Origin of the sequence: Pseudoalteromonas sp. APM04, from assembly GCF_022809815.1 — a bacterium.
Classification (GTDB): Bacteria; Pseudomonadota; Gammaproteobacteria; order Enterobacterales; family Alteromonadaceae; genus Pseudoalteromonas; species Pseudoalteromonas marina.
The window spans coordinates 31926-54290 of record NZ_CP094442.1 but is presented as its reverse complement, the minus strand read 5'-3'; the positions used below and the strand labels follow the sequence as shown (position 1 = coordinate 54290).

At 39.0% G+C, this 22365-nt stretch carries 24 protein-coding genes; 14 read left to right on the top strand and 10 right to left on the bottom strand.

All coding sequences use genetic code 11. The features are described 5' to 3' along the window. The first annotated feature begins 1 nt into the window (after position 1). Positions 2-265 (top strand): cell division topological specificity factor MinE, encoded by a 264-nt coding sequence (gene minE, locus MTP24_RS16220; RefSeq protein WP_006793461.1) that lies wholly within the window; start codon positions 2-4, stop codon positions 263-265. 61 nt (positions 266-326) lie between these two features. Here the strand turns inward: minE and rnd are convergent, their stop codons facing one another. From rnd to MTP24_RS16205, 3 genes are all read right to left on the bottom strand, one after another. Then, complete coding sequence (gene rnd, locus MTP24_RS16215) at positions 327-1457, bottom strand: ribonuclease D (RefSeq protein ID WP_203987559.1); 1131 nt, start codon at positions 1455-1457, stop codon at positions 327-329. Positions 1458-1508: 51 nt separating this feature from the next. Next, a complete protein-coding gene (fadD, locus tag MTP24_RS16210) occupies positions 1509-3161 on the bottom strand; it encodes a long-chain-fatty-acid--CoA ligase FadD (RefSeq protein ID WP_006793459.1) in 1653 nt (550 codons plus the stop codon). Positions 3162-3276: 115 nt separating this feature from the next. Then, positions 3277-4128: an alpha/beta fold hydrolase gene (locus tag MTP24_RS16205; RefSeq protein ID WP_243534197.1), complete on the bottom strand. Its 852-nt coding sequence runs from the start codon at positions 4126-4128 to the stop codon at positions 3277-3279. Between the two features lie 358 nt (positions 4129-4486). Here MTP24_RS16205 and MTP24_RS16200 point away from each other — a divergent pair, with 358 nt between their 5' ends. After that, on the top strand, positions 4487-5776 hold the full coding sequence (locus tag MTP24_RS16200) for an alkaline phosphatase (protein ID WP_243534195.1): 1290 nt from the start codon (positions 4487-4489) through the stop codon (positions 5774-5776). Positions 5777-5838: 62 nt separating this feature from the next. Here the strand turns inward: MTP24_RS16200 and MTP24_RS16195 are convergent, their stop codons facing one another. The 4 genes from MTP24_RS16195 to MTP24_RS16180 form a co-directional block, all read right to left on the bottom strand. Then, a complete protein-coding gene (locus tag MTP24_RS16195) occupies positions 5839-6168 on the bottom strand; it encodes a hypothetical protein (protein ID WP_010556199.1) in 330 nt (109 codons plus the stop codon). A gap of 76 nt (positions 6169-6244) precedes the next feature. Further along, positions 6245-6946 carry a tRNA (adenosine(37)-N6)-threonylcarbamoyltransferase complex dimerization subunit type 1 TsaB gene (gene tsaB, locus MTP24_RS16190; RefSeq protein WP_006793454.1) on the bottom strand — a complete coding sequence of 234 codons (702 nt, stop codon included), beginning with the start codon at positions 6944-6946 and terminating at the stop codon, positions 6245-6247. A gap of 9 nt (positions 6947-6955) precedes the next feature. Further along, positions 6956-8872, bottom strand: coding sequence for an ATP-dependent DNA helicase (locus tag MTP24_RS16185; protein WP_010556200.1), 1917 nt, complete (start codon positions 8870-8872; stop codon positions 6956-6958). 129 nt (positions 8873-9001) lie between these two features. Continuing rightward, a complete protein-coding gene (locus MTP24_RS16180) occupies positions 9002-9625 on the bottom strand; it encodes a transglutaminase-like domain-containing protein (protein ID WP_243534194.1) in 624 nt (207 codons plus the stop codon). A 195-nt stretch (positions 9626-9820) separates the two neighbouring features. On the opposite strand from MTP24_RS16180, the gene MTP24_RS16175 reads away from it, so the two are divergent. Continuing rightward, on the top strand, positions 9821-10771 hold the full coding sequence (locus MTP24_RS16175; protein WP_243534192.1) for a helix-turn-helix domain-containing protein: 951 nt from the start codon (positions 9821-9823) through the stop codon (positions 10769-10771). Between the two features lie 22 nt (positions 10772-10793). On the opposite strand, the gene MTP24_RS16170 is transcribed toward MTP24_RS16175, so the two are convergent. Further along, a complete protein-coding gene (locus tag MTP24_RS16170; RefSeq protein WP_243534190.1) occupies positions 10794-11042 on the bottom strand; it encodes a hypothetical protein in 249 nt (82 codons plus the stop codon). Between the two features lie 407 nt (positions 11043-11449). Here MTP24_RS16170 and hisG point away from each other — a divergent pair, with 407 nt between their 5' ends. From hisG to MTP24_RS16115, 11 genes are all read left to right on the top strand, one after another. Continuing rightward, the gene (hisG, locus tag MTP24_RS16165; RefSeq protein WP_008129142.1) at positions 11450-12349 is read left to right on the top strand and encodes an ATP phosphoribosyltransferase; all 900 of its coding nucleotides are present in this window, start codon (positions 11450-11452) and stop codon (positions 12347-12349) included. Positions 12350-12354: 5 nt separating this feature from the next. Then, positions 12355-13656, top strand: coding sequence for a histidinol dehydrogenase (gene hisD, locus MTP24_RS16160; RefSeq protein WP_243534188.1), 1302 nt, complete (start codon positions 12355-12357; stop codon positions 13654-13656). Continuing rightward, the gene (hisC, locus tag MTP24_RS16155; RefSeq protein ID WP_243534186.1) at positions 13646-14755 is read left to right on the top strand and encodes a histidinol-phosphate transaminase; all 1110 of its coding nucleotides are present in this window, start codon (positions 13646-13648) and stop codon (positions 14753-14755) included. The genes hisD and hisC overlap by 11 nt, the downstream gene beginning before the upstream one ends. Further along, positions 14752-15813, top strand: a complete 1062-nt coding sequence (hisB, locus tag MTP24_RS16150; RefSeq protein WP_006793446.1) for a bifunctional histidinol-phosphatase/imidazoleglycerol-phosphate dehydratase HisB — start codon at positions 14752-14754, stop codon at positions 15811-15813. Before hisC ends, hisB begins: the two co-directional genes overlap by 4 nt. After that, positions 15810-16400, top strand: coding sequence for an imidazole glycerol phosphate synthase subunit HisH (gene hisH / locus MTP24_RS16145; RefSeq protein WP_004586382.1), 591 nt, complete (start codon positions 15810-15812; stop codon positions 16398-16400). The genes hisB and hisH overlap by 4 nt, the downstream gene beginning before the upstream one ends. Positions 16401-16433: 33 nt before the next feature. Next, complete coding sequence (locus MTP24_RS16140) at positions 16434-17168, top strand: 1-(5-phosphoribosyl)-5-[(5-phosphoribosylamino)methylideneamino] imidazole-4-carboxamide isomerase (RefSeq protein ID WP_004586383.1); 735 nt, start codon at positions 16434-16436, stop codon at positions 17166-17168. Beyond that, a complete protein-coding gene (gene hisF, locus MTP24_RS16135; RefSeq protein ID WP_010556206.1) occupies positions 17150-17929 on the top strand; it encodes an imidazole glycerol phosphate synthase subunit HisF in 780 nt (259 codons plus the stop codon). The genes MTP24_RS16140 and hisF overlap by 19 nt, the downstream gene beginning before the upstream one ends. Continuing rightward, positions 17920-18534, top strand: coding sequence for a bifunctional phosphoribosyl-AMP cyclohydrolase/phosphoribosyl-ATP diphosphatase HisIE (hisIE, locus tag MTP24_RS16130; RefSeq protein ID WP_006793442.1), 615 nt, complete (start codon positions 17920-17922; stop codon positions 18532-18534). The genes hisF and hisIE overlap by 10 nt, the downstream gene beginning before the upstream one ends. A 119-nt stretch (positions 18535-18653) precedes the next feature. Further along, positions 18654-19184, top strand: coding sequence for a hypothetical protein (locus MTP24_RS16125; protein ID WP_243534184.1), 531 nt, complete (start codon positions 18654-18656; stop codon positions 19182-19184). Between the two features lie 2 nt (positions 19185-19186). Next, the gene (locus tag MTP24_RS16120) at positions 19187-19372 is read left to right on the top strand and encodes a DUF1289 domain-containing protein (RefSeq protein WP_243534182.1); all 186 of its coding nucleotides are present in this window, start codon (positions 19187-19189) and stop codon (positions 19370-19372) included. A gap of 63 nt (positions 19373-19435) precedes the next feature. Continuing rightward, positions 19436-20233 (top strand): glycosyltransferase family 25 protein, encoded by a 798-nt coding sequence (locus MTP24_RS16115; RefSeq protein WP_243534180.1) that lies wholly within the window; start codon positions 19436-19438, stop codon positions 20231-20233. Here MTP24_RS16115 and MTP24_RS16110 read toward each other — a convergent pair. Then, positions 20228-21844 carry a M56 family metallopeptidase gene (locus MTP24_RS16110; protein WP_243534178.1) on the bottom strand — a complete coding sequence of 539 codons (1617 nt, stop codon included), beginning with the start codon at positions 21842-21844 and terminating at the stop codon, positions 20228-20230. The two genes, MTP24_RS16115 and MTP24_RS16110, sit on opposite strands and share 6 nt — an antisense overlap. A gap of 11 nt (positions 21845-21855) precedes the next feature. Then, positions 21856-22236, bottom strand: coding sequence for a BlaI/MecI/CopY family transcriptional regulator (locus MTP24_RS16105; RefSeq protein WP_039037384.1), 381 nt, complete (start codon positions 22234-22236; stop codon positions 21856-21858). Positions 22237-22365 lie beyond the last annotated feature (129 nt).

Below are 22365 nucleotides of genomic sequence, written 5' to 3'. Positions count from 1 at the left end.
TGTGTCGTTACTTGACTATTTCCGCTCAGAAAAGAAAAACAGTGCGTCTCTTGCAAAAGAGCGATTGCAAATCATTGTCGCACACGAACGTTCTCAGCGTGGAACACCTGAATACCTACCACAATTAAAACAAGATATTTTGGATGTAATTCGAAAATATGTGAACGTTAATAGTGATGCAGTGCAGGTACAATTTGATCAGAATGAAGACGACTTAGCCGTATTAGAGCTAAACGTAACTTTACCTGACGAAGAAAAGAAATAATTGAAGAATGGGCGCGTTAAGCGCCCTCTTTATAACTAACAACTACTAAAATATTAACCTTTTAGGTATCCCACTCTTTTAGTGCTTCTTTAATAAAACTATAACGCCAAGAGCTCAATAAATCTGGCTTTATATGTGTCTTTTTTTGCTCTGCCGTCAACTTCCAATTCCAGCTAATTAATTGATTAACTTGTTTTTTAGATGCTAAAACGTCCTCAGGAATATTATTAGCCTTAGCAACTTTCGTTATTTTTTGCTTAATATCTTTTGCCGTTTGTTTATAATTAGGAAAATCTATTAAACGCTTCAACACTTGCGGGTGCTCGTCAACGGCAATTGCTTTAGCTTTTTCTATACACTTTAAAATCTCAACCCCTGAGCGATTAACTTCAATAGATTCTACACCCGGTATTTGACGCAATGAATTTAAACTAGATGGCCCTCGCTTAGCGATTTCGGTCATGTTATGTTCTTTCAACACAAAATTAAGAGCAAGGTTTTTACGTATTGCTTTATTACGGCGCCATATTGCTAGCTCTTTTAATACAGCTAATTCATGTGGTTTTAACTGCCAAGCATTTTTAATATCTTTATAGAGCAATTCATCCGGTGTTTGAAAAGCCCGTTTATTAGCAATTAATTCGCTCTCATCCAAAATAATCTCAAACAAATCAGCTTTGTTAATGCGATCGATAATTAATTCAAAGCACGGTAATAAATGAAATGTATCAGCGGCAGCATAATCAAGTTGCTTTGTAGTTAGCGGTCGTTGTAACCAATTGGTACGTGATTCGCTTTTATCTATTTCAATACCTAGGAGTGTTTTAACCATAAGGGCAAACCCCATACAGTTTCCTTCACCAAGCAATTGCAAAGCAAATTGAGTATCAAACAATGGTGCAGGAACAAACCCAGCATATTTTTGAAATACTTCAATGTCTTCAGATGGTGAATGAAGCACTTTTAAAACTGCGGGGTCTTTTAAAACCTGCCAAAAATCAAATAACGAGAGCTCAGCTAAAGGATCGATAAGTGCTAGATGCTCACCGTCAAAAACCTGAATGAGTGCAACTTCTGGATACAAAGTGCGACGACGCATAAACTCGGTATCAATAGCTAATATAGGCTTATTTTGGATCTGCTCAACAAAGGTATCAAGCTGAACTTGTGTTTGAATTAATTGATATTGCACTTAGTCTCCTACAATAAAAAAGCCGGCTAATGCCGGCTTTTTTATAGTTTTCTAATCTTTCAAGGCTCGTCTGAGTATTTTACCTACGTTTGTTTTAGGTAACTCATCCCTAAACTCAACGAGTTTTGGAACCTTGTAATTAGTTAAATTATCACGACAATGGTTTATTATATCTTTTTCAGTTAAAGAAGGGTCTTTTTTAACAACAAAAACTTTAACTTGTTCACCGCTGACATCATGAGGAATACCAACAGCCGCCACTTCAAGCACACCGTCGTGCATTGCAACAACTTCTTCAATCTCATTTGGGAAAACGTTAAAGCCAGATACTATAATCATGTCTTTTTTACGATCTACTATATAGAAGAAGCCTTCATCGTCATATGTAGCAATATCACCTGTTGCAAACCAACCGTCTTGTAAACATTCGGCTGTGGCATCTGGGCGCTTATAATAGCCAAGCATAACCTGAGGGCCTTTAACGCATAATTCGCCAGGCTCACCTTTAGCTGCCTCTTCACCATTCTCAAGCATTAGCTTAATGTCAGTATTTGGTGCAGGTAAACCAATAGAACCGTTATAAGACTCTAAGTCGTAAGGGCTAATTGTAACAAGTGGAGCACATTCAGTAAGGCCGTAGCCTTCCATCAGTTTTGACCCCGTCACTTTTTGCCACTTTTCAGCAACAGGACGTTGAACCGCCATACCACCACCTAACGACATTTTTAGGTGGCTAAAATCAAGTTCATCAAAACCTGGGGTGTTTAGTAAACCATTAAATAATGTGTTTACACCGGTGATTGCTGTAAATTTAGTTTGGCTTAACTCTTTTACAAAACCCGGCATATCACGCGGATTAGTAATCAATAAGTTTAAACCACCATATTTCATGAACGTTAAGCAGTTAGCCGTAAGTGCAAAGATATGGTAAAGCGGAAGTGCAGTAACAACCACTTCTGTTCCACGGTTTAGTACCTTATCTAAACAACCAGACACCTGCTCAAGGTTACCCACCATATTACCATGGCTCAACATAGCACCTTTAGATACACCGGTCGTACCGCCTGTGTATTGTAAAAATGCTAGGTCAGATAAATTTAATTCAGGGCGTGTGTAAGCATTTTCGTCAGCGTTTAACAAATCTGAAAATTTAATCGTGTTTGGTAAGTTGTATTTAGGCACCATTTTTTTAACGTGCTTAACAACAAAGTTAACAATGTGCTTTTTAAGGCCACCCACCATGTCACCAACTTGAGTAACCACGATGTGTTTAACGTCTGTTTTACCTAAAGCCTTTTCAAGAGTATCTGCAAAGTTTGCAAGAATGAAAATGGCGCTTGTGTCTGAATCTTTTAACTGATGTTCGAGCTCACGTACAGTGTATAAAGGGTTAACGTTAACTACCACACACCCGGCGCGTAAAATACCTAAAATAGAAATAGGTGTTTGTAATAAGTTAGGCATCATTACGGCAACTTTGTCGCCTTTTTTGAGTCCCAAATCATTTTGAATATACGAGGCAACTTTTTTAGTTGCTGTGTCTATTTCTTCATACGACAACGTTTTACCCATGTTTGTGAATGCAGGTAAATCTTTGTAATCAGAAAAACTTTTTTCGAACACTTCGAGTAACGAGTTGTAATGCTCAGGATCGATTGTTTCAGGCATACCTTCTGGGTAGCGCTTAAGCCAGATTTTTTCCACTCTTAGCCCCTGTTTATAGTTATATTTTTATTAACCTTAATCTAAGTAAGGCACTTTAACAATTGAGCAAATACTCTAATGCGGGAATAATCCCACATTTAACGTCAATATACAATTAACGTGCACCACTTTGCACCATAAATGCTTGAATGTGTTCATAACATTCTTTGCTACTTTGCATATGGCAATGGTGCCCACCTTCCACATTAATTACACTCAAGTCATTGTAATAATTAATATACTTTTCTAAATTTTGTTTTACAAACGCGTAACCTTGGTTACCTAAAATTAATTGGCATGGTGCAATTAATTCTTTTATTGCACCAATACATTGCACTTCATCAAACCTAAAACCTGAATGATTTTTGAGCTTAGGATCGGTTGTTAGTGCAAAACCCTTAGAGACTGCTTTGATATTTCGTTCCATCAATAGCGAAATTAATTCAACATCTAAGTCGGTTGTTTTAGACCGTGCCTCGTAAATATCTTTTTTACAGGGATATATTCTTGTTTTTTTATTATGCGTTCTTGCACGATTAAGCACAGCATTTTTTAGTTGCTCCGTAACTTCCTCGCTGGGTGTTGTTACGCAGCCAATACCCTCAATAAAATTTACCGATTTAACCATTTGACTAAAGCAACTGGCCAAAAGACCCGCGACCATAGCTCCCATAGAATGCCCGACTAAATGAACTTTGTCAGCACCAATGGCTTCAATAAATTGATAAACATCATCGATGTAATCAACAAAATAGTAATGAGCGTCATCACTGCGCCACGATGTTAAACCATGTCCAGAAAAATCAATACAGTACCAAGTTTGCTCTGGCTTTTGGCCATCAAGCATGGGCTTAAAACTATTACAATTATCTAACCAACCGTGAAGTGCTATTACTACCTCTTCACCAGAGCCTATTTTTAAACCATGAATATCTAAATTACGTGTTTTAATATTAAATGGCCGCACATAAACCCCTTTTATTTTTGTAAATTTATAACATACAAGTTGTCAGACCACTAAATAGTTTCACTAAATGTTTGTTATTTTAGTCGCTGAGGCTACAACTGCAACCTAGAAGAATAAATAAAAACCGTCATTTATTCATAATGTTATTTTTAATTTAGCTCGACTATTATGTGTGTATTTTTTGTTATTTGGTGATTCCTAATAGATATTTTAACGGCTTTACAATAATTTTTACGCACAATAATCAGCTTATATATAGCTAAATCATCATTTGTCGCAATCTATTAATTTATTTATCATAGTTAAGGTATACAATAATTTAGCTATTAATAAAGTACACTCAAAAGGTACATAAAACATGAAAAAACAATTAAGTGTGTTAGCTCTAATGTGCACTGCATCTGGTGCAATGGCCGAAACTGCACCTAAAAATGTAATTTATATGATTGGTGATGGCATGGGGCCTGCTTATACTACTGCTTATCGTTATTTTAAAGATGACCCCACTACAAAGTCTGTTGAGCAAACCGTTTTTGATACCATGCTGACAGGAATGGCGCGTACTTACCCTGACGATCACACAGTTGTAACCGATAGCGCCGCAAGTGCGACAGCGTTGAGCAGCGGGCATAAAAGTTATAATGGTGCAATTGCCGTAGATACTGATAAAAAACCACTTAAAACAATGCTTGAAATCGCTAAACAGCGAGGCATGACTACAGCCCTATTAGCTACATCACAAATAAACCACGCTACACCAGCAAGCTTTGCCGCTCATAATGAATCACGTAATAATTACGACGAAATTGCTAATGATTATATTGATAATAAAATTGCAGGCAAACTACCCGTTGACCTAATGCTGGGTGGTGGTACTAAATACTTTATTCGAGACGATAGAAATTTAGTTGACGAATTTAAAGCAGCGGGTTACCAGTATGGTGACGATATTCAAAACCTTGATCAAATTACGCAACTTCCAGCTATCGGTTTATATGCCGCTAAAGGCTTACCTTTTGCGTTAGACGAAAACCCAACAAGGTTAACTAAGCTTACTTCTAAAGCACTCGACCTTCTAGACAATCAAAATAAAGATGGTTTTTTTGTAATGATTGAAGGTAGCCAAATTGATTGGTGTGGGCATGCAAATGATATAGCCTGTGCCATGGCCGAAATGGATGACTTTGCATCTGCTATCGAAAAAGCTAAAGCATATGTTGATAAAAATAAAGATACTTTATTAGTTATAACTGCTGATCACTCTACAGGTGGCTTAACATTGGGTGCGCACGGCCAATATAAGTGGGAAGCAGATGTTGTGCATGGCGTAAAAGCAACAGCGGGTACAATTACACAACACTTACTTGAGTCTGATGATTTAAAATCAGTGTGGAATAAATATACCAGCATTGCATTTACCCCTGAAAACAAAATAAAACTTGAGCAAGCTAAATCTATGGGTGACAAAGCACTCAACTTAGCCGTTAAAAGTATTATTAGTGACACAAGCTTTACTGGATGGACTACGGGTGGACATACTGCAGTAGACGTACAAGTTTTTGCTTATGGTAAAGGGAGTGAACAATTTGTTGGCTCTCAAAATAATACAGATATAGCTGATAAGTTAATACACTTTATAGAACAGTAAAATACGTATAAAGCAAAAAAAACCGAACAGTGTTCGGTTTTTTTATTAAAGGTTGATTACTTTTAAGCGTAAATATCTACCCCAATTAAATTTTGTACTTCAGCTCTGCGTTCTAAATTTGCAAACTCAGTATAGGTAGAAATGGCTTTGCTATTTTTTGCACTAGGCTGGTCGTAAATTGTTTGGCTGAAGTTATCACCCTTTGCGCTAGTTTTGAACAATCGATTAGCAAGCTCAACGCCCTCGGCACTGGTTTTTACATAATCAGTATTTGTTTTTTGAGCAGCAGCTTGATCTGCCAAACCTTGTGGTCTTGCAGTTACTCCCTTAGCAGGGATTACTCTACCAGGAATATCACCTGTAAAAAAACCTGAGCCAATAGGCAGCGTCATCACTCTTCTCCAACCTTAAACACAACTAAAATTATGATTTAAAAACAATCAATTTGCAAATTAACGCGGTACTGTTTTATTCGCGCCCTGGTAACTTTTTCCATGTTACGGTATCACGAACGTACTTTGGTTGGGCATCACTTGCTTGAACGCCCTGGCCTGCAATAAATGCGGCATCAACAAAGGCAAGCATAAAACGTGCATCTGGTAATGTTATGTCTGTATTAATAGTGATGTTTTCAAAGTTTGCTAATGCATCAGGGTACGTTTTAAAACCTGTGCCTACTGCAACTGATGCTTCGTTACTCGTTATATACTCATTAGTTAAAAGTTCAGGTTTAATAACACACTCGTTATTAACTAATTCCATTAAACCATTATTTTCTTGGTATTGTGCAAAGTAAATTTCACCCATACGCGCATCTATACTTGGAAAAACAAGTGAGCTGTTGTTTTGCTCGTATGCTTGTTGCGCCATAACAGCCAATGTAGAAACACCTACCAATGGTAAATTAGTTGAGTACGCTAACCCTTGAGCTATAGCAACACTAATTCTTACGCCTGTAAAACTACCGGGCCCTTGGCCAAAACCAATAACATCCAGTTCTTTTAATTTACAATTTGCTTTGGCCAATAACTCATCAATCAAAGGTAGAATTTTTTGACTATGCTGCTGAGGGCACTCTTCAAAATGATGAAATGTCTCTCCCTTATAATGTAAAACAAGTGATAGTGCTTCTGTTGAAGCATCAAGGGCAAGAATATTACTTTTGATCATTTTATTACTCTAATTAATTTGTTGTAAAAATGTATTAGCGACTTCTAAGCTTCGCGTACGACGCATTGCAGGTAAGCTTTTTAAGAACACTTGACCATATTGGCGTGTTACTAATCTATTATCACATATAACAAGCACGCCTTTATCTTTGCTATCACGAATTAATCGCCCTACACCTTGCTTTAAGGCAATAACTGCTTGTGGTAATTGGATATGTGCAAATGGGTCTTTTCCCTGCATTTGGCAATCCTGCATTTTAGCTTGCAACAAGGGGTCGTCAGGCGCTGCAAAAGGCAATTTATCTATAATAACACAGCTTAATGTACTGCCTCTCACATCTACCCCTTCCCAAAATGATGCCGTACCGAGTAGAACTGCATTACCATGGCGGGTAAATTTTTCTAAAATAATCCGCTTAGACATTTGCCCTTGCATATAAACGGGGTAGTCTATTTGCGTTGTGAGCCCCTCTGCAACTAAATGCATCATACGGTAACTTGTAAAAAGCACAAAACAGCGCCCTTGCGCTGATTTTATAAGCTCAAGGGTTAATTTTACAATAGCATGAGGCATATTATCAGCATGCGATTCTGGCAAGTATCTTGGCAAACACAATAATGCTTGGTTTGGGTAATCAAACGGGCTGTCAACCATCATGCTTTGTGCTGGTTTTAACCCTAAGCTTGCATTAAAGTGGTCAAGCTTATTATCAACCGAGAGCGTTGCAGAGGTAAACACAAATGCAGCACCGGTATCTTGCATCATTTGTGAAAATTTTGCCGATACATTTAACGGCGTAATATTTATAGTTAAAAAACGCCGTGTTGTCTCATACCAGTAACTAAAACCAGTTTGTGCTGTATCAAAAACCCGCTCTAATTGACCTTTAAATGCTAAAGCCCGTTCAAACGGATGTTCTATTTTATCGCTTCTGTCTAAGCATAGTTTTAGTACTTGATAAACAAAGTCCAAATCGCTAATGACACGATGCAGTGCTGCACATATTTGCTTATCGCTAAGCTTTTCTCGCCAATCACCTCTACTGCCATCAACACCAAACTGCAAGCGTAAATCAGCTACACTGGTCTCTAATTTATTCAAGCTTTTACCAAGTTGTAACATATCAGGAATTTCAGCTCGGTATATCGCGCGTAAATCGTTAATTAAATCCACCAGCTTTTTAGTACTTACACTTTCACCAAAATAGTCGCTGGCAATTTCGCTTAGTTGGTGAGCTTCATCAAAAATATAAGCGTCGGCTGTGGGCATCAATTCAGCAAAGCCACTTTCTTTAACAGCCATATCTGCAAAAAATAAGTGATGATTAATAACAACAACGTCAGCTTCAGCAGCAGTTAAACGCGCTTTTCGTATGTAACACTCTTGAAAGTCTGGACACTCTTTACCTAAACAATTATCTGCAGTGGAGTTCACATAAGGTAAAACTTTGGCGTCATCTTCTATACCAATACAATCAGCTAAATCGCCTGATTGTGTTTCACTTGCAAATTTAGCAACCATGGCAAGTTGATGCATAACATCGGGATCGTCTGTAGGCACATGCGCAACATGTTGATTTAGCCTGTAAGTACATAAGTAATTAGCGCGACCTTTTAGTAAAGCCGTTTTTTTTGTAGCACTGAGTGCCTTTACTAATTGAGGTAAATCACGATGATACAGTTGCTCTTGCAATGCTTTAGAGCCAGTAGAAATAATTGTTCTACCCTTAGACTTAAGCGCGGGTGCCAAGTAAGCGAACGTTTTGCCCGTACCTGTGCCGGCCTCAACAACGAGTTGGGAACTGTTTTTTAACGCTTGGGCAACTGCAACGGCCATATCAATTTGCGGTTGACGTGGTGTGTAGCCATCAAAAGATAACGCTAAGGGGCCGGTTGCACTAAACAATTGTTTGATAACAGCAATCACATTTTAAAAACAATAGCGCGATTTTACGTAAGGCTGTAACCAAGGGCAAGCAAATCCCCCTCCTAACAAAATATAAAAAATTAAAATTAAGTACTAAAGACTGCAAAAGGAGCAACCCATATAAAATATTTACTTACCAACATTTGAAAAATCGAGAGCTAAATGCGGGTAATAGTGATCACAACTTTTGTTAATAAGTGCCGTTGGCATTGCCGCAAATTGCCCATGATCTTTTAAATACTCCATATGCTTTTCGCCGTCAGCAGTAAATTGATGAAATAAAGAGTGGTTTACTCCATCAAATTCTAATGGCTTTATACTAACGAGGTCACATAGCTCTTTATTAAAGGCAGGTGTCGATTTCACCCACTTTCCCTCAATAAACTGCTCTACATAAGCGTGCATTGTAAACACATCATTTTTTAGTAACTTGTCTAACTTAGGTGTACTTAAATGATTACGAACATCTGCCAAACCCAAGCGGGCAGGAATATTAATAGCTCGGCTCAATGCAATTTGTAATGATGCCTTTGGAATACAGTATGCTGCTTTATTGTCTAAGCAATAGTCACTACTAAGTGACTTTGCCCCATCTAAAAGTGTAAAAGGATCATATTTAATTCCATCTCTTACAAGGTAATAAATTGAAATGGCCTTAGTGCGATCGTCATGGCCTTTAACATTTTTCAACCAGTTATTTATTTCACTGTGCTTTTGATTAAAATAAGCATCATTTTGTATATACTGCTGCAAACCATTCCCCTTTGTGACTCTGATTTTTATAAATTAAAATATTTAAAATGCATTTAATGTGAAATAAAATAACTTTAAAACAGTTACTTAAAAATTAACCGCTATTTGAAGTAGGTTTTAATGTTACTAATATAAAAATTAAAATAATATGTCTGCACGGGTACTTTTAACAGTCCGATTGGGCCAAATGAAATTATGAAAAATATAGCAATTATTGCCTACGAGGGATGCTGGGCCGTCAGCGTATTATTAGCTAAAGACTTTTTTACCATTGTTTCGTTACTCGACTCGCATTATTTATTGCCTCAAAGTTATAACGTAGAAATAGTTACGACAGACGGTGCACCTATAACAAGCTCAAGTAATTCAATTGTTGTTGCCGATAATTCGCTTTCTGACAAACCGTATGATTTAGTGATTATTCCACCAATTGAGGGCTCTAAATTAAAGAGTATGCCCTCTAGCAGTATATTAATAATTGAATGGTTAATACCTAAAATCAATAGTAGTACGTCTATTCTCAGCTTAAGCACTGGTTCTTATTTTTTAGCCGCCACAGGCGAGTTAAATAACACAGCCATTGCAACTCATTGGAGTTTGGTTAAACCATTGAGTAAACTATTTCCCGACTGCCAGTTTATTAATCATAAATCGTATTTAAAAATGGGAAGTATCTATACAACGGGCTCTTTTGAGGCGGGAATAAGTGTACTACTAGAAATAGTTGCAAAAGACAAAGGCGATCGCTTTTCCCAGCAATGTGCCACACATTTACTTATTTCTGACTCTGGTAAATTAAATTTTGCATTACCAAAATATAGTAGCCACAGAGACGAAAAAATTAGTGAGGTGCAAGACTGGATTTATAATCACTCAAGCAGCGTAATCACAATCGTTGAGTTAGCAAAATACTTTAATTTTAGTGAGCGCAATTTAAAGAGGCGATTTACGCAAGCAACCGGTATATCTATAAATAGGTACGTGCAAGAAGTGAGAATAGACAAAGCTAAAAAACTGTTACTGTCTACAGATAAAACCGTAAACGAAATATCAATTAACGTAGGCTACGAAAACAGCAGTTTCTTCACCCGCCTGTTTAAAAAAAACACAGGGCTAACACCCGCAAAGTGGCGTAAAAATGAATAACAAGTTTTAATTTTATGAGCATTTATGCCCATGTGTCTAAATGCTCAATACCATCGTCATCTTTATTAACGCTTTTATTCTGGGTTGGTGGTTGAGTCTCGTCACTTAAACCGTTTAGTTTTTTCTTTTTCTGTAATTCTCTCTTTTTTTTGTTTTCAAGTTCTACTTTTTCACTCGCCGTGCTACTTTGCACACCTGCAATATGGAATGCCCCTTTAGTTTCAATTGACAGTCGCGTTATTCTACCCAAATAAGGGATCATCATATCCATTAATACATCCTTAAAGCCAAAGCCTAGTTGTGAGCAAAAATCAACCAATTGATATAATACAAACTAATGCGGTTACATCTATAGTATCGGCAGTTATAAGATATGCTTTAATTAAGCTTAAAAAACACTTGCCATAGTGGTGCATAATATGTTTTTATAATCGCGAAATTTATTAAAACAGATATTTGTTGAGCGTTACGTTAGTAACGAGCAGCACAAAGGAAATAAAATGCGCTTAAACCTGACAACAGTACATCATCACCACCATTCACCGGAATAACCTGTCAGGTCTTTCGCTGAGAGGTTATTCCTAAAAGGAACCTCTGGCGATTCAAAACACATTGATTCATTTTCGCCCTGAGGTTCCCCTCGGGGTTTTTAGTTTTTAAATTAAAGGAAAATGAATAATGAATAACACAAATCGTCTACGTATCGCCATCCAAAAAGGCGGTCGCCTGTCTAAAGATTGTCAAGATTTACTAAAGCAACTAGGTGTTAAATTAAACCTACGTGAGCAACGCTTAATTGCACACTCAACCAATATGCCAATTGACGTACTTCGTGTGCGCGATGACGATATTCCGGGCTTAGTAATGGACGGTGTTTGTGATTTAGGTATTGTTGGCGAAAACGTACTAGTAGAAGTACAAGCCGAACGTGAACGCCAAGGTGTACCAAGCGAAGTTAGCAAACTAGCAAAACTAGACTTTGGTTACTGCCGCCTTGCACTTGCATGGCCACAAGAGCTTGGCCCACGTGATAAAAGCTGGTTTGAAGGCAAGCGTATTGCAACAACCTACCCAGAAATATTAACGCAGTGGTTAAAGCGCGAGGGCATTAATGCAAGTACTGTAATGCTTACAGGCTCAGTAGAAGTAGCCCCACGTGCAGGTCTTTCTGATGCAATTTGTGATTTAGTTTCAACCGGTGCAACGCTAGAAGCGAACGGCTTGATTCAAGGTGATACAATTTTAGAATCAAACGCATGTTTAATTCAAAATAAAGACCTGCAAGATGAAGACAAACTAGCGCTAATCAATAAGCTTATGCCACGCCTTCGCGGTGTTAAACAAGCTAAAGAAAGCAAATACATTATGCTACACGCGCCAAAAACTAAACTTGATGAAATTTGCGAAATTTTACCAGGCTCAGGTCAACCTACTCTACTTGCACTTGCTGGTAATGAAGAGTACGTAGCGCTTCACATGGTAAGCAGCGAAACATTATTTTGGGAAACAATGGAGCAGCTTAAAGCCCTAGGCGCTAACTCTATTTTAGTAATGCCAATTGAAAAAATGATGGAGTAAGTACCATGCTTCGTTGGAATGAGGAATCTTCACAAGTACAAGCAGCGGCGCTAATGCGCCCTGCGGTTTCTGCCAGCGCAAAGGTTGAAGCAATATGCCAAACAATTATAAGCGATGTGAAAGAGCAAGGCGATATAGCCTTACTTGATATGGCTAAAAAGTTTGATAATAGAGCTAACCCTCGTTTACGTGTACCGCTTGATGAAATAAACGCATCAGAGCAGGCACTAAGCGCAGAGCTTAAATACGCAATTGACACCGCTTATGCAAACGTTAAACGTTTTCACGAAGCGCAATTGCCTAAAGATATTAAGTTATCAACCCAACCTGGCGTTGAATGTGAACTGAAATATCAGGCCATCGAAGCTGTGGGTATTTATGTACCGGGTGGCAGTGCTCCACTGCCATCATCGGTTATTATGCAAGGTGTACTTGCACAATTAAGTGGTGCTAAAACTGTTGTACTTGCAACCCCTGTGCAAGGTGATGAAAGCATTAACCCTGCGATATTATATGCAGCTAAGTTATGTGGCATTACAACTTTAATTGAAAGCGGTGGCGCAGGTGCAATTGCCGCAATGGCCTACGGCACTGAATCAGTGCCTAAAGTGAACAAAATTTTTGGCCCAGGTAATAGCTTTGTAACGATGGCCAAACAGCTTGTTGCGCAAACAATTCCTGGTATGGCAATCGATATGCCAGCAGGCCCTTCTGAAGTACTAGTTATTGCAGATGAGCGTGCAAACCCAGAATTTATAGCGGCAGATTTACTCTCGCAAGCTGAGCACGGCGCAGACTCGCAAGTTATTTTATTGTGTAACAGCGAAAGTATCATTGAGCAAACGCAGCAGGCTCTTACACGTCAGCTTGTTAAATTAAGCCGCAAAGAGACAGCCGAGCAAGCTCTGGCTAATTCATCACTTATTTTAGTGGACTCTGTTGAGCAAGCATTTGACGTATCAGCGCAATATGGCCCTGAGCACTTAATTTTGCAATTAGCAGATTCAACACCTTACTTAGATAAAGTAAAAAATGCAGGCTCGGTATTTGTTGGAGACTACACACCAGAATCAGCGGGCGATTACGCATCGGGTACTAACCACGTGTTACCTACCTACGGTTACAGTGCAACGTATTCAAGCTTAAACTTGCTTGATTTTTTCCGCACTTACACAGTACAAACTATAAGTAAAAGTGGCCTAACACAGCTGTCAAAAGCTATTTTGCCACTAGCAGATGCAGAAGGCCTTGATGCACACGCAAATGCGGTTTCAATTCGTTTAGAGGCAATTAAAAATGAGCAATAAGAGCGCGCAAGCGACAAGCTTGTTACCACAAAACATTGCAGCTCTTGCTGCCTATAGCTCTGCTAAAAGTGAAAAGCTAACAGGGTCAACGTGGTTAAATGCCAATGAAAGCCCGTACGCTAAAAATATTGAGCTGAGTATTGAAGATTTAAATCGCTACCCAGATCCACAGCCGCAACTGGTTATTGACCGCTACGCTGCGTATGCAGAGCTTGAAAGCGAAAACGTATTAATGACGCGCGGCGCCGATGAAGGCATTGAGCTTTTAGTACGTACCTACTGCGAACCTGCAAAAGACAGCATTGCTTTATTTTTGCCAACCTACGGTATGTACAAAGTAACTGCTGATACGCACAACGTTGCAATCAATGGCTTAACCCAAGCGCTATTACTTGATGGCAGTGTTAATGAAATAGTTGAGGCAGTGGGCAGCTCAAAACTGGTGTTTATTTGTAACCCAAATAACCCAACTGGTAGCTTAACCCCCCTTGAAAAAGTAAAAGCACTGGCAACAGCGCTTGCCGGTAAGGCCTTAGTTATTGTTGATGAAGCCTACATTGAGTTTTGCCCTGAGCAAAGTGCTACAGCGCTGATTAACAAATATAGTAATTTAGTGGTACTGCGCACTTTATCTAAAGCGTTTGCGCTTGCAGGGTTAAGAACCGGTTTTACACTTGCACAAGAAAGTGTACTTGCCCCTATTCGTAAAGTGATTGCGCCGTATCCGGTATCGGGTGTGGTAGCAAGTATTGCAGCACAAGCCATAGCGCCTGATGCAATTACATCAATGCGCCGCCAAGTGACTATTTTAAATAGTTTAAAAGCTAAACTTGTACAGTGGTTAAACGAATCCCCAGCTGCATTAAAAATTCTCACTGGTGAAGGTAACTTTGTTACCTTAAAATTAGCCGACAAAAACTACTTTAAAGTAGCACTTGAACAAGGCTTAGTGATGCGCGCGTTTACCCTATACGGTGAAGACGATTGGCTACGTATCTCCATTGGTAATGAGCAAGAACTTGAGCAAGTAAAAATTTGGTTAGATGGCCTTGATAAGCCAGCAACCTCACCTCTTTTATCAGGACAAGAAGTATCATGAGTAACCCCTATTTATTTATTGACCGTGACGGCACCATAATTGAAGAGCCAATCACCGACAAGCAGGTAGACAGCCTAGAAAAATTAGCGTTTTTACCTGGTGTTATCCCGGCTTTATTACAATTGCAAGCCGCAGGGTACCGCTTAGTAATGGTATCTAACCAAGATGGCTTAGGCACAGACAGCTTCCCGACTGCTGACTTTGACATAGCCCAAGATAAAATGATGGACATAATGCAAAGCCAAGGCATTAGCTTTGACGAGGTCTTAATTTGTCCACACTTTGACGAGCAAAACTGTGATTGCCGTAAACCTAAAACAGGTTTACTTACCGAGCTTATGCGCTCAGGCAAAGTTGATTTAGCTCGTTCATATGTAATTGGCGATCGCCAGACCGATATTGGCCTTGCTCAAAATTTATGTTGTGAAGGCATTTTGTATGATGGCAGCTGGCCTGCCATTGTTACAAAGCTTACAACGGCTAACCGCGAAGGCCGTGTTACGCGTAACACCAAAGAAACCCAAATTGATGTAGCCATAAACCTAGATCAAACTAAAAACGGTAGTATTGAAACAGGCCTTGGCTTTTTTGATCATATGCTTGATCAAATTCGCACCCACGCCAACATTGGTCTAAATATTAAAGCGAAAGGCGATTTACACATAGACGAGCACCACCTTGTTGAAGACATAGGTATTGCCCTAGGTGTTGCGCTTAAACAAGCGCTTGGCACTAAATCGCAAATAGCGCGCTATGGTTTTGCGCTACCTATGGATGAGTGTAAAGCTGAAGCACAAATTGATTTATCGGGCCGAGCTTCATTTGTATTAAACGCTAACTTTAGCCGCGAAAAAGCCGGCGATTTAGACGTACAAATGGTGGAGCACTTTTTCAAAAGCTTAAGCGATAATGCCGCTATTAGCCTTATTTTATCGGTGAGCGACGGTAACTGTCATCACCAAGTAGAAGGCTTATTTAAAGCGTTTTCACGTGCCCTTCGTATGGCAGTAGCACAAGACACGACCCAACAAACAGCCAGCTCTAAGGGATGTTTATGATTGCTATAATTAATACCGGGTGTGCCAATATAAATTCAGTTCGTTTTGCCTTTGAACGCTTAGGTCAAACGCCAACGGTCATTACCTCGCCAGAGCAATTAGCTGGCTTTGAGCGTGCAATATTACCAGGCGTTGGACATGCATCTGTTGCCATGAAGCGCCTTGTAGATAACGGCTGGCAACAAGCTATAAATGAATACCAGCGCCCTCTCATGGGTATTTGCTTAGGTATGCAGTTACTGTGCGAAAGCACCGAAGAAGGTAACGTTCAATGCTTAGGTAAAATACCAGGCCAAGTAAAAGCCCTTGATGTTGGCAATTTAACATCGCCGCATATGGGTTGGAATAACTTAAGCGTAAATAAAGAGCATGCACTCACAAAAGGCTTAACACAAGACGAGCAAGTGTACTTTGTACATAGCTTTGCGCACACCGTAAACGATGCAACACTTGTAAGCGGCGAATACGGCCAAACCTTTTCAGCCATAGTTGCAAAAGACAACTACGCTGGCATGCAGTTTCACCCAGAGCGCAGTGCAAAAGTAGGCACACGTTTATTACAAAATTTTGTTGATTGGCAGTTATAAACGGCCCATTAACCAACAATAAAGAGATTATTTGTGATTATCCCAGCATTAGACGTATTACAAAATCAAATTGTTCGTTTATACCAAGGTAAGTACGACACCGCTCAGTTTTACCCTTTTGAGCTTGGCGCACGTTTAAAAGAATACGCCGACAGCGGCGCAGGTAAATTGCACCTTGTAGATTTAGAAGGCGCACGCGATCCAAGTAAAAAACAGTGGCAACATATTCAAGCTGCAACTAAAGCGCTTAACGTACCGTATCAAGTGGGCGGCGGTATTCGCTCAGAGCAAGATGTAAGCGATTGGCTAAAAGCCGGGGCTAACCAAGTTGTTATTGGTTCTATGGCGGTAGAAAAACGCGAGCAAGTAAAAGCCTGGATTGAACAATTTGGCGCAGAGCACTTTGTTATTGCCCTTGATGTAAATAAAACAGCCACGGGCTGGGCTCCTGCAACCCATGGTTGGTTAAGTGAATCTGAGTTTGGTTTACTTGAGCTTGTAGATTTTTATGTAAGCTTGGGTGTTATTGACTTTTTATGTACGGACATCAGTAAAGATGGCACCATGACTGGCCCATCGTTTGAGCTTTACGAAGATTTAACTCGCCATAACAGCAGCATTAAAGTGCAAGCTTCAGGCGGCGTAAGCTCACTTGATGACATTAAAAAGCTTAAAGAGCTGGGCGTAGGTGGCGTTATTTTAGGTAAGTCACTACTGGATGGCGCATTTAGTGTTGAGGAGGCGTTGGCATGTTATCAAAACGCATAATCCCGTGTTTAGATGTAAAAGACGGCCAAGTAGTAAAAGGCGTTAAATTTAAAGGCCATGAAGTTGTTGGCGATATTTTAACAATGGCAAAAGCCTACAGCGATGCCGGTGCCGATGAACTGGTTTTTTACGAAATCAGCGCAAGTGTTGAAAAACGCCTACTTGATGTAAATTGGGTAGAGAGTATTGCCCGCCACATCGATATTCCATTTTGTGTGGCTGGCGGCATTAAATCGGTAGCCGATGCAGCACGTGTACTAGAGCGTGGCGCTGACAAAATAAGTATTAACAGCCCCGCTATTGCCCGCCCTGAGCTTATAAAAGAGCTACATGATGAATTTGGTAAGCAATGTGTTGTTGTAGGTATTGATAGCTTTTACGATGAGGTGACCGGCGAATATTTAGTGTATCAATTAACCGGCGATCCTAATGCATCAAGCCGTACACGTTATAAAACCGAGGAATGGGTTAAACGCGTACAAGACTTAGGCGCAGGCGAGATTGTTTTAAACTGTATGAACCAAGATGGCGTACGTAACGGTTACGACAATGAGCAGCTAAGTAAAATGCGCGCATTATGTAATATTCCTTTAATCGCATCAGGCGGTGCAGGCAGTATGCAAGACTTTGTTGATGTATTTAAACAAAGCGAAGTCGATGGCGCATTAGCAGCAAGCGTTTTTCACAAAAATGTGATTAACATTGGCGAATTAAAACAATTTTTAACCGATAACCAAGTGGCAGCAAGACTATGCAAGTAACACAACAAAACCAAACTCAAGTAGATTTTGCTAAAAGCGAAATGATCCCTGCGATTGTTCAAGATGCTCGCTCTGGTGTTATTTTAATGCAAGGCTTTATGAACAGCGAAGCACTAAAGGCGACGCTTGAAAGTAACAAAGTAACCTTTTACTCGCGTTCAAAGTCACGTTTATGGACCAAAGGTGAGTCATCAGAAAACTACTTAAACGTAGTATCGGTGCATACCGATTGTGACTACGACTCAATTTTAGTACTAGCTAATCCAGAAGGCCCAACATGTCACTTAGGCACACAAAGCTGCTTTGGTGATGATGCAAAACCTAGCCTAAGCTTTTTAGCACAATTAGAAGATGTGATTGTTGAGCGTAAAAACGACGACCCAGCAAAAAGCTACACCGCTTCATTGTTTGCTAAAGACTTAAGCCGTAGCTGTCAAAAAGTGGGCGAAGAAGGCGTAGAAGTAGCGCTTGCCGCAATGAAACACGATAACGATGAGCTTACTAACGAATCGGCTGATTTAATTTATCACCTTACTGTATTATTACAACGCCAAGGCTTAGCCCTAGAAGACGTTGTAAAATGCTTGCAAGGTCGCCATAAATAACGCGTGCTAAAGTAAGTTAAAAAGAGGCTCATATTTTATGGGCCTTTTTATTTTCCCTTTTAGTTGAATAAATGATGTGTGTTATAGTGCATGGCTCAATTTATCGGTTACTGTGAACTATGAAAAACTATATTACCCTTCTTATTATCGTGTTTATTTTAGCAGGCTGTACAAGCAAAACTAATCAGACTACAACCAAAGCTACTACAACGAATCAGTCTGTAAAAACCACAGTCACATCCGATGAATGTAGCAGCATAAATAAACTAATAAATGGTTATGAGTATGGTTTTAATTCAATCAAAGCAGATAAAGTGAATAACCCGTTTTCAAACCAATGGCACACTAATACTCATATCATTGGATCTGCCTGTACAATTACTTTAAATAAGTCTGAGCAAGTAAGTTACCAATGCCAAACACCTGTTAAAGCGCAAACGCATGCAGTAAATTCGCATCAAACACTTGCTGAACAGTTACGCCAATGCCTATCAAAAACAGGTTGGTTTGAAAGCCAAAAAGAAACAGCCAGTTCAATTTACAGCACCTTTGTACTTGATACTAAAAATCCGGTTATTACACTGTCTACAAATCAAGAAGGTAATGGGTTTTCTACTCGCTTTGAAATTGCTCCACCGTTAGGATTTTAATAATGCGAAAAACGAATAAAAACACATCTAAATTAAAAAGCGACTGTTTAGGCATATGTGAACGTCGCAGCGGTTATTGCACTGGGTGCGGTCGAACTAATGAAGAAATATTTGATTGGATCATTCTCTCTAAAGAAGAAAAAAACGCCATTTTAGCACAGCCGCGAGCTGACTTAAAAAATCCATAAATTTGCCACTTGCGTGTAACAGCCCCTCTTTAGTATTGCTAAAAATGCTAGGGGGTGAACATCATGGCAGCATTATTTGTAATAAACTTAGCGCGCTCAACGCAGCGACTCGCAAATACTCAAACACAACTGGCACGTGTTAACTTGCCATTTGAACGTATTGATGCCGTAGATGGCGCACAATTGAGTACACTACAAAAGTACCTTCATTACAGCCCGCAATTGAATAAACAACAGTATCACTATCCGCTAAGCAATGGCCAAATTGGCTGCTATTTAAGCCACCGTAAAGCATGGCAAAAAATAGTTGATGAGAAATTAAAATACGCGATTGTGCTAGAGGATGATTTTTATATTGATGACAGCATTCATAATGCGATTAAAAATATTGAGCAGTTAAACCAGCCCTGGCAACTTATTAAACTCGCAGCCTATGAAAACCGCACTCGCCCTATTGCCTATCAGCAAAACTTAAATAACCACCAGCGATTAGTCATACATAAAAAGCTAATGACTGGCTGCTGCGCCACAGCAATAAGCTATGAAGGGGCTAAGCAATTACTTAAAGCTACAGCTCAATTTGGTCGCCCTGTAGATTGCGACTTACAACATATTTGGGAAACCCACGTAAATGGTTTTTCGCTTATGCCATACCCTGTTTCGCAAAATACAGATATACAGAGCGATATTGCAAGCTGCGCTACTAAAACCAAGGTTAAAAAAGCTTTTTTGAGGCGTAAAGCACAGCAAATTAAAAGCTGTATTTTTAATAAGGTTTATACAAGCGCCTTTGTAAAAAAATTTAAACAAAATGAAAAAGGAGCCTCAAAGGCTCCAAGTTTAATTACTCAACGCTTATAACATCCTTAAAAGCTGAGAACCTGGTATGCCAGTTTGCGGTAATAACGCAGGGGTAACTGCAAATACTTCTGGGATTTTACTACTGATTTCGTTCATCTTTTTGCGGTTATTTTGTTTATCATAAACATAGTATTTAAGGATATTTCCGTATACATCATCTTTTGCATCTACCTGCTCTAGAGTTTTTAAAGCCTTATCGTAATCAGCAAGGTAAATGTATGCCAGTGCTAAGTTATCAGCAGAGCCAACATGTAGTTTCCCTCCAAGCTGTTTTGATAAATCTTCAAGCTCTACAACTGCAAGCTCATAACGCCCTAGTTGTATATACGCGGTTGCTAGTGAATTTTTTAAAAAGTAAGGCGGGTTACTACCAGGCTCATACCATTTTTCGTAAGCACTTAATATATCTTCATATTGCTCAAGTTTAGAGTAAACGTGATTTAGCAGCCTAAAGCTTTGTAGTTTGATTTCAGCTTCTTCAAAACCAGCAAGTTTATCTCTATTTAAGTGCCATTGTTGAATGCCTTGCGCAGCTTGGGTTAACAGTTCAGAGTTATCACTTTTTGCCCCTGCTGCACTTTTAAGAAGTTGTGCAAGTTGTTGATTATAAGCTTCACTTTTTACAGGTACCTGAGAAGTTTTACTACTTTGCTGTTTACTACTCGTATTACCATCTACAATTTGCGCTGCAGCTAAAGCACTAAAAGACATTGCCGCCGCAACCATAACCAAATATTTACTTTTCATTGTTTTTTCCTTGTTTAACATTTTGATCCTCTGAATATTAAAGCTCTTAGAATGAGCAATATTCAAAAGTGGGGGGGTAAAAAAGTTGTTTTTACTTATAACGTTTTGCTTTTTTAGTAATAAACTGGCTAAATCTAATTGGTATTTATCTTTTAGCTTTTCCATACACAATTCGTCACAGCTCAGTTCAAGTTGTTCTCGCGCTAAACCAGTTAACTTTAAGCAGATAGGATTCCACCAAAAAACGCTTTCTATAAAACAAATAAGCCACGTCCAATAAATATCACCTTGTTGTAAATGGGTTACCTCGTGCTGAATGACTGAATCTAATTCTTCACGATTTATCATCGTCGACTCTAACCAAATAACAGGCTTTATTAATCCTGTAGCAAAAGCTGGCTCTGTATGGGTTGTTAGTCTAATTGAATACTGATTGTTGATGTGTTTAAGTTCAGGACTTGGCTTTGAGTTAATGTATAAGTTTTTTATAAGCTTTACATATAAGCCCATGCGTAATAAAAACAATCCAAAACCAGCTAAAACTAAAACCATAAAAACAATACTAAGTGATGGCAATAAGTCCCATATACTCATATCGCTTTGTAATTCATCCTTAATTACTACTTGTTCAGCGTTTGGTATTAATGCTTTAACATCGGGAATTAATTGCGCCACGTTGAATGTGTAACGATTTGTCCCTTCAAATAACGGTAGCTGGGAAAAGTACTGCCAAGGGACAAACCAACATGCCAAGGCAATCATTAAAATGTAAAAGTTTAATCGTGCAGGGGCATTTTTTAATCCTTTTACTGTAAGTAAAATACATAAGCTAATAAGCGTGCTGGTAAATAAATAATCCGTCATTACCCTCTCCTTTAATCTAACTTCTTATTTTTTAAAAGCGTTTGTAAGTATTCTATATCTTCATCATTTAACTTTTCTTCTTTGATAAAGTGGGCAATTAAACTACGAGAATTACCTTTAAAAAATCGTTGCATAAAACTAGGCATAGCTTGCTCCGATAACGTGTCTTGAGTCACGATTGTTCTAAATACGATAGCTCGCCCTTCAAGCCCACAGCGCTCTATAGCACCTTTTTGCTCTAGCCTATCAACAATGGTTTTAACCGTTGTATAAGCTACTTTTTTATCTTTTTGTTTATCTGATAAAAGTACTTTATGTAGTTGACTCGCAGTACAGGGTTCTTCCTGCCAGAGCAGCTGCATAATATCCATTTCAAAATCACTAAGTTTCATTGTCGCTCCTATTACTACATTTGTAGTTGTACTGTTACAAATGTAGTAGTAAGTAATCTTAGTGTCAATACAAAATTGTCATATGAATAAAAAACAAACGGTAGAAATATAAAAGTCTTAGGAAGGTTT

Coding starts and splice junctions, on each gene's coding strand:
- MTP24_RS16200 (WP_243534195.1), top strand. CDS start 4,487: ATGAAAAAACAATTAAGTGTGTTAGCTCTAATGTGCACTGCATCTGGT.
- MTP24_RS16195 (WP_010556199.1), bottom strand. CDS start 6,168: ATGACGCTGCCTATTGGCTCAGGTTTTTTTACAGGTGATATTCCTGGT.
- tsaB (WP_006793454.1), bottom strand. CDS start 6,946: ATGATCAAAAGTAATATTCTTGCCCTTGATGCTTCAACAGAAGCACTA.
- MTP24_RS16175 (WP_243534192.1), top strand. CDS start 9,821: ATGAAAAATATAGCAATTATTGCCTACGAGGGATGCTGGGCCGTCAGC.
- MTP24_RS16170 (WP_243534190.1), bottom strand. CDS start 11,042: ATGGATATGATGATCCCTTATTTGGGTAGAATAACGCGACTGTCAATT.
- hisG (WP_008129142.1), top strand. CDS start 11,450: ATGAATAACACAAATCGTCTACGTATCGCCATCCAAAAAGGCGGTCGC.
- hisD (WP_243534188.1), top strand. CDS start 12,355: ATGCTTCGTTGGAATGAGGAATCTTCACAAGTACAAGCAGCGGCGCTA.
- hisC (WP_243534186.1), top strand. CDS start 13,646: ATGAGCAATAAGAGCGCGCAAGCGACAAGCTTGTTACCACAAAACATT.
- hisB (WP_006793446.1), top strand. CDS start 14,752: ATGAGTAACCCCTATTTATTTATTGACCGTGACGGCACCATAATTGAA.
- hisH (WP_004586382.1), top strand. CDS start 15,810: ATGATTGCTATAATTAATACCGGGTGTGCCAATATAAATTCAGTTCGT.
- hisF (WP_010556206.1), top strand. CDS start 17,150: ATGTTATCAAAACGCATAATCCCGTGTTTAGATGTAAAAGACGGCCAA.
- hisIE (WP_006793442.1), top strand. CDS start 17,920: ATGCAAGTAACACAACAAAACCAAACTCAAGTAGATTTTGCTAAAAGC.
- MTP24_RS16125 (WP_243534184.1), top strand. CDS start 18,654: ATGAAAAACTATATTACCCTTCTTATTATCGTGTTTATTTTAGCAGGC.
- MTP24_RS16120 (WP_243534182.1), top strand. CDS start 19,187: ATGCGAAAAACGAATAAAAACACATCTAAATTAAAAAGCGACTGTTTA.
- MTP24_RS16115 (WP_243534180.1), top strand. CDS start 19,436: ATGGCAGCATTATTTGTAATAAACTTAGCGCGCTCAACGCAGCGACTC.
- MTP24_RS16110 (WP_243534178.1), bottom strand. CDS start 21,844: ATGACGGATTATTTATTTACCAGCACGCTTATTAGCTTATGTATTTTA.
- MTP24_RS16105 (WP_039037384.1), bottom strand. CDS start 22,236: ATGAAACTTAGTGATTTTGAAATGGATATTATGCAGCTGCTCTGGCAG.